Below are 13349 nucleotides of genomic sequence, written 5' to 3'. Positions count from 1 at the left end.
AAGGAGGAAAAGAAAATGTTAGTACCTGTAAAATGGATAAGAGATTACGTTAATATAGATATGGATACAGTTGAATTTGCTGATAAAATGACTATGACTGGAACAAAGGTTGAAACAGTAGAATTTTTAGGAAAAGAAATAAGCAATGTTGTAGTAGGTCAAATAAAAGAAATAACACAACATCCAAATGCTGATAAATTAGTAGTTTGTCAAGTAAATGTGGGTGAAGAAGAGCTTGTACAAATATGTACAGGAGCAAAAAATGTTTCTGAAGGAGACTATATACCAGTTGCTAAAGTTAACTCTACATTACCTGGAGGAATAAAAATCAAAAAAGGTAAATTAAGAGGAGAAGCATCTCACGGAATGTTATGTTCAGCTGACGAGTTAGGAATAGATGAGCATTTTGTTGATGAAAAAAGTAAAGATGGAATATATATCTTAAACGACATGGAAAACCTAGTAATAGGACAAGATATAAAAGAATTCTTAGGAATAGATGATGCTATAATAGACTTCGAATTAACTGCAAATAGACCAGACTGCAGATCTATGATAGGTATAGCTAGAGAAGCAGCTGTCACTATAGGAGAGAAAATAAAATATCCTGAAATAGAAGTAAAAGCTTGTGATGAAGATATAGACTTTGAAGTAAAAGTTGAAAGTCCTGACCTTTGTATGAGATATGGAGCTAGAATAATTAAAGATGTTAAAATAGAGCCATCTCCATATTGGATGCAAAGAAGACTTATAGAAGCTGGTATTAGACCAATAAACAATATAGTTGATATAACGAATTTCGTAATGTTAGAACAAGGTCAACCATTGCATGCATTTGATTTAAATGAACTTCCAACTGGAAAAATAGTTGTAAGAAATGCAGTAGAAAGCGAAAAATTTACTACATTAGATGAAGTTGAAAGAACTTTAGATAAAGAGATGCTTGTTATAACTGATGGTGAAAAACCAGTTGCTATAGCAGGTGTAATGGGTGGATTAAACTCAGGAATAAAAGATGATACTACAGCAGTATTGTTTGAAGGTGCAGCATTCAATGCAGATAGCATAAGATTAACTTCTAAGAAATTAGGCCTTAGAACTGAAGCATCTGGAAGATATGAAAAAGGTGTTTGTACAGAACTTTCAATAATAGGTGTGGAAAGAGCTTGCCAATTAGTAGAAATGCTTGGAGCAGGTAGAATTTTAAGAGGAACTGTTGAAGATTATCCAGTTAAACAAGCAGTTCAAACTTTAACTGTAAATCCATCAAGAATAATAAAAAATATAGGAATAGATTTATCATTAGATGGATTTGTAAAAATATTAGAAGACTTAGAATTCAAATGTGATTTAAAATCTGCTGATGAAGTAGTTATAGAAGTTCCAGCATTCAGATTAGATATAGAACAAGAAGCTGATATATATGAAGAAATAGCTAGAATATATGGATTTGAAAATATACCATCTAAGCAATTAGAAGGAAATGCAACAGCTGGTGTTAAAACTCCTAAACAAAAATTCATGGATAAAATAAAAGACACAGCTACAAGCATAGGATTATATGAAATATTAACTTATTCATTTGTAAGTCCAAAATCACTAGATAAAATAAAATTACCTGAAGATGATAAGAAAAGAGATTATATTACATTAATTAACCCACTTGGAGAAGATACATCAGTTATGAGAACTACAATGATGCCAAGTATGTTAAATGTATTATATACAAATGTATCTCGTAAGGTTGAAAGTGGATTTGCCTTTGAATGTGGTCATACATTTACTCCACAAGAAGGATTACCAATAGAAACTAATCACTTATGTGTAGGTATGTACGGTAAAGATGTAGACTTCTTTGTATTAAAAGGTGCACTGGAAACAATACTAGATGCAGTAGGATTTGAAAACTATGAGATAATACCAGAAACTAATAATACTACATTCCACCCAGGAAGATGTGCTACAATAATGTATAATAATATATATATAGGTACTTTTGGAGAAGTTCATCCAGAGGTTATAGATAATTATAACTTAGGACAAAGAGTTTATCTTGCTGAATTAGATTTAGATTTAATATTTGAAAACTCAGATAGAACTATAATATACAATCCATTACCAAAATATCCATCAACTTCTAGAGATATAGCTCTTTTAGTTAAAGATGATGTTATAGTAAAACAAATAGAAGATATAATAAAAGCTAATGGAGAAGATTTAGTAGAAAGTTATAAATTATTCGATGTATATAAAGGTTCACAAATAGCTGACGGATATAAATCAATAGCATACTCTATCATATATAGAAGTAAAGATAAGACTCTAACAGATGAGGATGTAAACAAAGTACACCAGAATATAATAAGAGAGTTAGAAGAAAAGCTAGATGCAAAATTAAGATCAAACTAACTCATCTTTGATAGGGGGATTAGTGAGATGAATAAGGTAGTTGTGAGGATTTTAGGTTCTGAATACAACATTGTTGGTAAAAATCCAGAACAGATGAAAAATGTAGCAAGGTATGTAGACGGAGAAATGAATAAAGTTAGAGAGGGAAACCCTAAACTAAGTTCACTTACTACAACTATAGTTGCATGTTTAAATATTGCTGATGAGTTATTTGATTGTTGTCATGAAAATGAAGAACTGCACAATAAGGTAGAATCATTAAAAGAAGGTATGAGTAAACCTAATGAAGAAGTTCAAAGTGAAGTTAAAAAAGTTGCCAGCGAATTGGAGCAAAAAGAGCTAGAGATAATGGAAAAAGATTATCGAATAGAGGAGCTCGATGAACAAATAAAAGAAAAAAATGAAAAAATAGAAAATCTAAGCAAATCTACTGAAGAAATGAAGTTAGAATTAGAAAAATATATGGCTGAAATTAAAAGTTTAAAAGAAGAAAATGAGGAAGCTAAACAAAGAGCCCAAGCGGCAGAAAGCATAGCATCTCAGTGGCAAAATAAAACTTATGATTATCAGTTGAAATATGCAGAGCTAGAAAATCAGTTGAAAAATAGAGAAGGTGCTCTATAAAGAAAATAAAGGGGGTGTTTCAAAGGATTATTAACCTTGGAAACACCCTTTTGACATAAGAGCGGAGGTATAATATGAAAGAAGTTGAATTATTAGCTCCTGTTGGCTCTTTTGAATCGTTGAAGGCAGCTGTACAAAATGGAGCTAATGCAGTCTATCTTGGAGGTAAGGATTTTAGTGCCAGAGCATCTGCCAATAACTTTGATAGAGAAGAGTTAAAAGAAGCTGTAAAATATGCACACATTAGAGGTGTAAGAGTTTTTGTTACAACAAATACCCTTATAAAACAAAATGAACTTGAAGATTTTATTGAATATGTAAAATTTTTATATGACATAAATATAGATGCATTAATATTACAAGATATAGGTGCAGCAATGACAATTAAAAAGCTTATTCCAGATTTCGAACTTCATGCTAGTACACAGATGGTGGCTCACTCTTTAGAAGATGTAAAATACTTAGAGAGTATAGGTTTTGACAGAGTAGTACTTGCAAGAGAATTAAATGTGGAAGAAATTAAACATATTTGTGACAATACTAATGTTGATATAGAAGTATTTGTTCATGGAGCATTATGCGTTTGTTACTCGGGTCAATGTTTAATGAGTAGTATGATAGGAAATAGATCAGGAAACAGAGGAAGATGTGCTCAGCCTTGTAGACAAAGATATACAATGATAGACATTAACACAGGGGAGGAAGTATCTTCAGATGGTGACTATTTACTTAGTACAAGAGATTTAAATGCTATAGAAGAAATAAATCAAATTATTGATGCAGGAGTTCATTCTCTTAAAATTGAAGGAAGAATGAAAAAACCAGAGTATGTGGCAACTGTTATAGGAAGCTACAGAGATGCAGTTGATGATTATTTAAGAAGTAAAAAAGTCAATGTATCTCATGATATAATGGCTGACCTATATACTATATTCAATAGAAAGTTCACGAAAGGTCTTTTGCTTGGAGATGTGGGAAAAGACGTTATGAATTCGCAAGTACCTAACAACCAAGGTTTGTATATAGGAAAAGTAGTGGATTATAACAAAAAAGCAAAGAGATTAAAAATAGCTTTAGAAGAGAACCTAAAAAAAGGTGATGGAATTAATTTAGGTGGAGGAGTTATTGGAAGAATCATAAAAGGTAAAGAAATTACTGATATTGGATATAAGGGTGAAACTATAGAGATAGACTTTATAGGAGAAGCTAGAAGAAACCAAATGATATTTAAGACTTCTGATACTCAATTAATGGATAGAGTTCAAAGTACTTTTAAACAAGATAAAGAGCTTGTAAAATGTTATATTGATGGAGAGATAAGTTTAAAATTAGGACAAAATCCTATAATTAAATTTAAAGATTTAAAAGGAAATAAAGCTGAAATAATTGGTGATTTTCTTATAGAAAAAGCTCTAAAAGTACCTATGAGTGATGAAAAAATAGAAACTCAATTAAGAAAACTAGGTAATACTCCTTATCAGTTAAGAAATCTAAAAATAGATCTAGATGAAGGAATAAGTTTACCAATTAGTGTAATTAATCAAATTAGAAGAGAGTGTATCGATAAGTTAAGTGAAGAAAGAATAGAAATAAAAGATAGAAAATACAAAAACGAAAAAGTAAGCTATAATCCACAAAGAGCTATTAGACAAAAAGATAAAAAAATAAGGGTTAAAGTTAAAAACTTAGAACAATTAAGAGAAGTTGTGAACTTTGAAATAGATGCTATTTATTATGAAGATGCTTCAACTATTGAAGATGCAATATCAATAGGAAAAGAAAATAATAAGAAAGTAATTTATTCAGCGCCTAGAATTATTAGAAATAAAGAATATAACAGATTAAATAAAATTAAAGATTTAAATGAAGAAAGTATTCAAATCGGAACCCTAGGCTCAATAGATTTCTTTAAAAATAAAAATTTCTGTATAGATTATTATTTAAATGCATTTAATAGTGAAACTATAAATCATTTTAAAAAAGAAGGAGCTACTTCAGTTTGTATATCTCAAGAACTTAACATAAATGAGATGGAAGAAACACTAACGTATACTGATTTAGATGTGGAAAGTATTGTTTATGGGTTTGCTCCAATGATGATAAGTGAGTATTGTCCTATGGGCGTTATAGTTAGAAACTGTAAAAAAGATAAAAGATGTAAAGAATGCAGTGAAAGTAGATATGCACTTAAAGATTTTAAGGGAGAAGAGTATAGATTATCACAAGATATATTCTGTAGAACTACAATATATAATTCTAAACCAACTTGTGTGCTAGACAATTTACAAGAATTAAACAACATTGGTGTAAATATATTTAGGTTAGATTTTACGGGAGAAAGTACAAGTGAAATAAGAGAAGTATTAGAGGCTTATATTGAAGTTATTAATAATAATTTTAGGTTGGGAGATAAATCTAATAGATTATATAAAAAGTTAGATGAAGAAGGAATAACAACAGCCCATTTCTACAAAGGAGTAGAATAATTTATAAACTAAAAAGTACTAAAGGGCTATTAATCCTTTAGTACTTTTTCTATTTTCAAATAAATAAGATTTTAGTATTGATTCATTGATTTTAATACTGCAAGTAAGAATTCATAAACATTTTTAACAGAAGGTATACTTAAATGCTCATTTGGAGTATGAACTTCAAACATATCTGGTCCCATAGAAATTGCTTCGCAACCAGGCATTTTATCAAGTAATAAACCACATTCAAGACCTGCATGTATAGCAGTTATAATAGGTTTTTTACCCTCTAATTTTTCGTAAACGTCTACACATAATTCTTCCAGTTTAGAATTTTTTGCATATTCCCAAGCAGGATATCCATCAGTATTTTCGAAATTAGCATTTACAGTATTACAAAGCATTTTAGTTTTATTATTTAAGTTTTCTCTTAATGTTGCAACTGAACTTCTTACAGCACTTTCAAATGACATAACATCATTTTCAGTTTTTACAACACCTAAGTTTGAAGAACTTTCTACTAATCCTTCTATATCTTTACTTACTGTTTGTATTCCGTTTGGAATAAAGTTAAGTAATAACATAGCCTTTGCTTTACACTCATCAGTTATAGCTTTGTCAGCAGTAGCTTCTTTTACTACAACTTCTAAACCTGGATCTGTAGTTTTAAATTCATTTTTTAATATTTCTTCTATTTTAGCAACATTAGCTTTTAGATTTTCAGCTTGATCTTTGTTTACAGCAACTACAGCTTCACATTCACGAGGTATAGCGTTATTTTTAGAACCACCGTTAACTTCAACTAAATCAAAATCAACATCAAGTAGATTTAATACTCTACCCATAGTTACATTTGAATTAGCTCTTTGTTTAACTATGTCCATACCAGAATGTCCACCAAGTAAACCTTTTACCTCAATCATAAATGCTTGCTTATTATCTTCTATGTTTTTATATGTAAGTGGTAATGTAGCATAAGATCTGTTTCCACCTGCACAACTTACCAATAAAAATCCTTCTTCTTCTGAATCTAAGTTTATTATATATTTACCTTTTAATAAGCTACCGTCTAGTCCATTAGCTCCAGTCATACCAGCTTCTTCATTTGAAGTAATTAATACCTCTAAAGCAGGGTGAGCTAAATCATTAGATGCAAGAACAGCCATACTCATAGCAACAGCTATACCATTATCTGCTCCAAGAGTAGTACCGTTTGCATAAATCATGTCATCTACTATTTTAAGTTCTATTGGATCCTTTTCAAAATCATGGTCAACATCTTTATTTTTTTCACAAACCATATCCATATGTCCTTGTAATATTACTCCTGGACAATTTTCATATCCTTCAGTAGCAGGCTTTCTAATGATTACATTAAGATGTTCATCTTGAACTACCTCTAAGTTTAGTTCTTTAGCAAAGTTTACTAAAAATTCACTTATTCTTTCTTCATCTCCAGAACCTCTAGGCACTTGAGATATTTCCTCAAAGTATTTAAACACTAATGTTGGATTTAAATCTTTTAATACATTTGTCATAATAAATTTCCTTTCTCGTTAAATAGATTAAAATTAATTTTTAAGTTAATAATTTAAATAACTTAGATATACTAAATAAAAAGTGTATAATATGTTAAAATATAAAATATTAATGTATAATATTATTTAGCCTATTAGTAGTATAATACATTTTCGGAAAAAAAAACTATATAAAAATAAATTATATGATGAATTCACATAAAAAATAAAAAAGAGGAGGAAGTATGGATCAAAAATCATTGAAAGTATTAGAATACAATAAAATTATTGATTTATTAGCAACAAAAGCCTCATCTTCTTTAGGTTTAAAATATATTGAAGAATTAATACCAAAACCTAATTATAAAGAAGTAAAAGATATGCTAGAAGAAACTAGTGAAGCCCAGGGAATTCTTATAAAAAGAGGTCATGTAAACTTAGGTGGCATACAAGATATATCAGATAGTGTTAAAAGGGCAGAAATAGGTGCAGTACTAGACCCAGGAAGTTTATTAAAGATAAGTGATAATTTAAGGGCAGCCAGAAATTTAAGAAGAAGTTTAACTCCAGGAGAAGAGGAAGACTTTAATTATCCAATAATACAGTCTTTATCAAATGCTTTATATGTATATAGAGATATAGAAGAAGAAATTAATAATGCAATAATTAGTGAAATTGAGATATCAGATAATGCCTCTCCTACTTTAAGAAGTATAAGAAGAGGAATATTACAAAAAAATCAATCTATTAGATCTAAATTAAATTCAATAATTTCATCAACTACATATCAAAAATATTTACAAGATGCAATTATTTCTGTTAGAGGAGATAGATTTGTTGTGCCTGTAAAGGCTGAATATAGATCACAAGTTTCAGGTATAATACATGACCAAAGTTCATCTGGAGCTACATTATTTATTGAGCCAATGAGCATTGTTGAAATGAATAATGAACTTAGAAAATTAAAATTAGATGAACAAGAAGAAATCGAAAGAATTTTATCAGAGTTAACAAAATTAGTAGGTGAAGTTGCAGGTGATATTTTATCTAATCAAGTTATACTTGGTAAGTTAGATTTTGCTTTTGCAAAAGGAAAATTATCCTTATCTATGAAGGCAATAGAACCTATATTAAATGAAGAAAAAAATATAAATATAAAAAATGGACGTCATCCATTGTTAAATGCAGATAAAGTTGTACCTAATAATATTTATTTAGGAGAAGACTTTGATACATTAGTAATAACAGGACCAAATACAGGTGGTAAAACAGTTACAATAAAAACTATAGGATTATTTGCATTAATGACTCAAAGCGGTTTGCACATACCTGCGGATTATGGAAGTATTATGTGTGTATATGATAATATTTTTGCTGACATTGGTGATGAACAAAGTATAGAACAAAGTTTATCTACATTTTCATCTCATATGACAAAAATAGTAGGAATACTAAATGAAGTAACATCTGACTCTCTAGTAATATTTGATGAACTTGGAGCAGGGACAGACCCTATAGAAGGTGCAGCTCTGGCAATAGCCATACTAGAAGATGTAAATATGGCAGGAGCAAAATGTATAGCTACTACTCACTATAGTGAACTTAAAAACTATGCCCTTACAAAGGATAGAGTAGAAAATGCAGCTGTTGAATTTGATGTTAATACATTAAGTCCTACATATAAATTATTGATTGGAGTACCAGGTAAATCAAACGCTTTTGAAATATCAAGAAAACTAGGTCTTAGAGACGATATAATTGATAAAGCAAAAGAATTTATAAATACAGATAATATAGAGTTGGAAGATGTACTTCAAAACGTAGAGAAGAACAGAATAAAAGCTGAGCAAGAAAGAGAAGAGGCTGAAAGGCTTAAAAAGGAAATAGAAGAAATCAAAGCTGAATATGATAGAAAACTTGAAAAATTAGCTATTTCTAAAGATAAAATGATGGAAAAAGCTAGAACAGAAGCCTTTAGTATAACAAGACAAGCTAAAGAAGAAGCTGACAATATTCTAAAAGAACTTAGAAGTATGGAAATGGAGATGGCTTCTAAAGAAAAAAATAAAAAGATAGAAGCTTTAAGAAAAGAGTTAGCTGATTCTATGGGCAACTTACAACCTTCTGTAAAAAGTATGATAGTTCCAAAAGTTTCTAACAAAGAAATAAAGGATTTAAAAGCAGGAGATGAAGTAAAAGTTATTACTTTAAATCAAGACGGTACAGTAGTATCAGTTGACAAGAAGAAAAAAGAAGCTGTAATACAAATGGGTATAATGAAAATGACTCTTCCATTTAAAGCATTACAAATGGCTCAGAAAGAGAAAAAATCAATAGTAACTAAATCAACAAGAAAAATTATAAGTTCTAAATCAGGTAGCGTTAAGAGTGAAGTTGATTTAAGAGGAATGAACTTGGAAGAAGCTATTGTTGAAGTAGATAAATACTTAGACGATGCTTGTGTTGCAGGTCTTGAAACTGTTACAATAATACACGGAGTTGGGACAGGAGTACTTAAAAAAGGACTTCAAGATGTACTTAAGAAAAACAAACATGTTAAATCTCAAAGACCAGGACAATATGGCGAAGGTGGAATGGGAGTAACTATTGTTGAGATAAGATAATAATAAATTGAGGAGATGGTTAAATTGATGATAGTATCAGCATGCTTAGTTGGAGTAAATTGTAAATACAATGGAGGAAATAATGATAATAACAAAGTAAAACAATTCTTAAAAGATAAACCCTATGTTATTATTTGTCCAGAACAACTAGGAGGATTAGCTACACCAAGAAAACCATCAGAGATAAATAAGACAGGCGGAAAAGAAGTTTTAAGTGGAAATAGCAAGGTGATAAGCTGTGAAGATAAAGATGTAACAGAAAATTTTATTAAGGGAGCTGAGGAAAGTTTAAAAATTGCTAAAATGTTCAATTGTAAGCAGGCTCTTCTTAAAGAAGGTAGTCCATCATGTGGATGTAACTTAATTTACGATGGAACTTTTACAGGTAATAAAATTTCTGGTATGGGTGTGACGGCAGCTTTATTTAAAGAAAATAATATAGAAGTTTTTAGCGAAAAAGAATTATAATATATATTTGAAGATATAACAATAGGAATAACTTGAAAAAATGTAGAAATTAATTTAACATAGAAGAATAATGATGTAGAGAGGAGAAAATAATGCAAGATTTTAAAGTAGCAATAGCTAATTGCCTTAAGGAAAAAATTGAAGATTTAACATTAGAAGAAATAATAGCGCTAATTGAGGTTCCACCAAATAAAGAAATGGGGGATTATGCATTTCCGTGCTTTAAATTAGCTAAAGTATTTAGAAAAGCTCCTAACATGATAGCTGCAGAATTAGCAGAAGAGATAGAAGCTAAGGGTGAAGTATCAAAAGTAATGCCACTTGGTGGATATATAAACTTTTTTGTAAATAAATCACAATTAGCTGAGAGTGTTATAAAAGATGTTTTAAATAAAAAAGAAAATTATGGTCATAGTGATTTAGGTGGAGAAAAAGCTGTAGTAATAGATTTTTCATCTCCTAATATAGCTAAGCCTTTCCATATAGGGCATATAAGAACTACTGTTATAGGTAATGCTCTATATAAAATATATGATTCTCAAGGGTATAATGTAGTCAGAGTAAATCACTTAGGAGATTACGGAACTCAATTTGGTAAACTTATAGTTGCTTTCAAACTTTGGGGTAATAAAGAAGCTGTAGAAGCTAATCCAATACCAGAGTTATTAAAATTATATATACAATTCCATGATGAAGCTGAAAAGAAACCAGAAATGGAAGATGAAGCTAGAGCTTGGTTTACAAAATTAGAAAATGGTGATGAAGAAGCTAAAGCATTATGGCAATGGTTTAGAGACGAAAGTTTAAAAGAATTTGCTAGAGTTTATGACTTATTAGATATAGAATTTGATTCTTATGCAGGTGAATCTTTCTATTCAGATAAAATGGATGCTGTTATAGCTCAAATAAAAGAAAAAGGATTATTAAAAGAGTCTCAAGGTACAAATATTGTTGATTTAGAAGAACACAATATGCCGCCAGCCCTTATAACTAAGAATGATGGTTCAACTTTATATATGACAAGAGATTTAGCAGCAGCAATATACAGAAAAAACACTTATGATTTTGAAAAATGTATATATGTAGTTGGTTCTCAGCAAGCCCTACATTTCCAACAACTATTTAAAGTATTAGAACTTATGGGATTTGAATGGTCAAAAGACTTAATTCATGTGCCATTTGGTATGGTTGCTTTAGAAGAAGGAACTATGTCTACAAGAAAAGGTAGAGTAGTATTCTTAGAGGATGTTTTAAAACAAGCTGTAGAAAAAACAAAGGAAACTGTTCTTGGTAAAAATCCAAATGCTAAAAATGTGGATGAAATAGCTAAACAAGTTGGTGTTGGAGCTGTTGTATTCCAAGAATTATCAAACAGTAGAATAAAAGACTATACATTCTCATGGGAAAGAACCTTAAGTTTTGAAGGAGAAACTGGACCTTATGTTCAATATACTCATGCTAGATGTTGTGCGGTTTTAAGAAAAGCCAACGAAGAAGTAACTTCAGATGTAAACTATGAACTATTATCAGATGGAGATGCTGCAGAAGTATTAAAAGTAATAGGATCGTTTAATAAAGCAATAGTTTCTGCAATGAGAAGAAATGAGCCACATATAGTAACAAGATTTGTACTAGATTTAGCTCAAGCCTTTAATAAATTCTATCATGATAATCCAATAATAGCTGAAGATGCAGAAATCAGAAAAGCAAGACTTGCTTTAGTTGCTGCAACAAGACAAACATTAGAAAATGGGCTAGCAATATTAGGAATGCATGCACCAGAAAGAATGTAAAAACTCGCTTTGATTGTGTGGCTAACGTATATATCTTTGCTTCGCTGCAGATATATCCGTTGCTCAATATGAAGAAGTTAGAATTAAAAATGGCAGCTTTTAGCTGCTATTTTTAATTCTTAGAAAGTCCTTATTATGGGTATATGAATACAAGGTAATAAAATTGATAAAAATACTAGGTAAAAGACTTATAAGGGAGTTAATTTATGAAGGAAAATTTAATAAGAAATTCTTATCTAAACTCTTTTGACATTAATGATGAGGAAAAAGGGTTAACTGATTTAATTATCATTAATACTAAGTGTTTAATTGACGATAAAATTCAAAGATATGTATACATAGATAATAATAGATTAAAAGATGAATTAAGATATTATAATTTTTATGGGACAAAACCATCTTATGATGATATACTAAACATTCTACTACCATTAATACTTGCAAATACTAATATTCAAAAGTCAGAAGATGAAGTGATAATCTTAATTCAAAAGTATGTTAAATACTTTAAAAAAGATGATAATTTATTTGAGTATATTATAGGGGCTCTTATGTACAATGCATCAATACATTATATTTTGGACAACAAAAATATAGAGTATGGCATATTATTGCAATTATTAAAGGAAAGAATTATAGGATTTTCCATTGAGTTAGAAAAACTAAATATGGTAAAATTTCAAATGGTTAGAATTAATGCTATACAATTAATTGATAATTATATAGATTTAAAAGTAGGCAATTATGATGACGGAAAAATAATAAAAAATTTATTAAATGTTATATATGATATTTATATAGAAGAAAGAAATGTAAACAATATAGGAGTTTTAAGCATAAAAAAATCTATATTATCAATATTGGGCGAAGAATCAAATTTAAATATGGATAATATAGATTTTATTGAGCAAATGTCTCATTACATAATAAAATTAAGGAAATATGTAATTAACAAAAAAACTTATGATTTAAATTCAGACCCGAGGAATTTAATTAAACACAATGAAGGAGAGATTGTCTCAGATGCTATACTAAATAAGATAAATATTGCATCAAAAGAATTGAGAGACAATGTTCTTCACTTAAAGGTTAAATCAAAATCAGGTGAATATAATTTTAAATTTAAAAAAACATAAGAATTAACTATTTTTTTCTAAATAGCTAATAAATTCTTGTTCAGTAGTTTCAGTTAAAAAACATAATTCTTTGACAATATTGTTTTTGAGATTTATGAATTCATCAAGTTTAGTATTCTCCCCAGTAAACTCAAGAGCTTTGATCAATAATAATAAATCCCTTTTTGATAAATCATTTATAGATACTTGATCAATAGATTCCATAATAAATACATCCTTTCTAAATTGTTGATTTTAGTATATTTTTGTAAAATTTACCTTACTATATTATTTTAACTTAAAAACCATATAAAAACATAGTATAAAT

General features: G+C 29.2%; 9 protein-coding genes. 7 read left to right on the top strand and 2 right to left on the bottom strand.

The genetic code is table 11. The features are described 5' to 3' along the window. Positions 1 to 15 precede the first annotated feature (15 nt). The 3 genes from pheT to TVTCOM_RS18160 all read left to right on the top strand — a co-directional run bounded on the left by pheT (position 16) and on the right by TVTCOM_RS18160 (position 5519). Positions 16 to 2409: a phenylalanine--tRNA ligase subunit beta gene (pheT, locus tag TVTCOM_RS18170; protein WP_434797657.1), complete on the top strand. Its 2394-nt coding sequence runs from the start codon at positions 16 to 18 to the stop codon at positions 2407 to 2409. 27 nt (positions 2410 to 2436) lie between these two features. Continuing rightward, a complete protein-coding gene (gene zapA / locus TVTCOM_RS18165; protein ID WP_434797656.1) occupies positions 2437 to 3033 on the top strand; it encodes a cell division protein ZapA in 597 nt (198 codons plus the stop codon). Between the two features lie 74 nt (positions 3034 to 3107). Beyond that, complete coding sequence (locus tag TVTCOM_RS18160) at positions 3108 to 5519, top strand: DUF3656 domain-containing U32 family peptidase (protein WP_434797655.1); 2412 nt, start codon at positions 3108 to 3110, stop codon at positions 5517 to 5519. Between the two features lie 71 nt (positions 5520 to 5590). On the opposite strand, the gene TVTCOM_RS18155 is transcribed toward TVTCOM_RS18160, so the two are convergent. Then, positions 5591 to 7042 carry an aminoacyl-histidine dipeptidase gene (locus TVTCOM_RS18155; RefSeq protein ID WP_434797654.1) on the bottom strand — a complete coding sequence of 484 codons (1452 nt, stop codon included), beginning with the start codon at positions 7040 to 7042 and terminating at the stop codon, positions 5591 to 5593. Between the two features lie 224 nt (positions 7043 to 7266). Between TVTCOM_RS18155 and TVTCOM_RS18150 the strand changes: the two genes are divergently transcribed. The 4 genes from TVTCOM_RS18150 (at position 7267) to TVTCOM_RS18135 (ending at position 13042) form a co-directional block, all read left to right on the top strand. Then, positions 7267 to 9645, top strand: coding sequence for an endonuclease MutS2 (locus tag TVTCOM_RS18150; protein ID WP_434797653.1), 2379 nt, complete (start codon positions 7267 to 7269; stop codon positions 9643 to 9645). 24 nt (positions 9646 to 9669) lie between these two features. Then, positions 9670 to 10113: a DUF523 domain-containing protein gene (locus TVTCOM_RS18145; protein WP_434797652.1), complete on the top strand. Its 444-nt coding sequence runs from the start codon at positions 9670 to 9672 to the stop codon at positions 10111 to 10113. Positions 10114 to 10205: 92 nt separating this feature from the next. Then, complete coding sequence (gene argS, locus TVTCOM_RS18140) at positions 10206 to 11906, top strand: arginine--tRNA ligase (protein ID WP_434797651.1); 1701 nt, start codon at positions 10206 to 10208, stop codon at positions 11904 to 11906. 206 nt (positions 11907 to 12112) lie between these two features. Next, entirely contained in the window at positions 12113 to 13042 is a 930-nt protein-coding gene (locus TVTCOM_RS18135; RefSeq protein WP_434797650.1) for a hypothetical protein, read from the top strand. Between the two features lie 3 nt (positions 13043 to 13045). On the opposite strand, the gene TVTCOM_RS18130 is transcribed toward TVTCOM_RS18135, so the two are convergent. Next, a complete protein-coding gene (locus TVTCOM_RS18130) occupies positions 13046 to 13246 on the bottom strand; it encodes a hypothetical protein (protein WP_018592055.1) in 201 nt (66 codons plus the stop codon). Positions 13247 to 13349: the final 103 nt, after the last annotated feature.

Origin of the sequence: Terrisporobacter vanillatitrophus (assembly GCF_051148895.1) — a bacterium.
Lineage (GTDB): Bacteria > Bacillota > Clostridia > Peptostreptococcales > Peptostreptococcaceae > Terrisporobacter > Terrisporobacter vanillatitrophus.
The sequence above is the reverse complement of the archived record's forward strand: the minus strand, read 5'-3'. Positions and strand labels throughout refer to the sequence as shown.

Bases quoted from the DNA above. Each gene is read 5' to 3' on its own strand.
- pheT (WP_434797657.1), top strand. From the start codon at position 16: ATGTTAGTACCTGTAAAATGGATAAGAGATTACGTTAATATAGATATG.
- zapA (WP_434797656.1), top strand. From the start codon at position 2,437: ATGAATAAGGTAGTTGTGAGGATTTTAGGTTCTGAATACAACATTGTT.
- TVTCOM_RS18160 (WP_434797655.1), top strand. From the start codon at position 3,108: ATGAAAGAAGTTGAATTATTAGCTCCTGTTGGCTCTTTTGAATCGTTG.
- TVTCOM_RS18155 (WP_434797654.1), bottom strand. From the start codon at position 7,042: ATGACAAATGTATTAAAAGATTTAAATCCAACATTAGTGTTTAAATAC.
- TVTCOM_RS18150 (WP_434797653.1), top strand. From the start codon at position 7,267: ATGGATCAAAAATCATTGAAAGTATTAGAATACAATAAAATTATTGAT.
- argS (WP_434797651.1), top strand. From the start codon at position 10,206: ATGCAAGATTTTAAAGTAGCAATAGCTAATTGCCTTAAGGAAAAAATT.
- TVTCOM_RS18135 (WP_434797650.1), top strand. From the start codon at position 12,113: ATGAAGGAAAATTTAATAAGAAATTCTTATCTAAACTCTTTTGACATT.
- TVTCOM_RS18130 (WP_018592055.1), bottom strand. From the start codon at position 13,246: ATGGAATCTATTGATCAAGTATCTATAAATGATTTATCAAAAAGGGAT.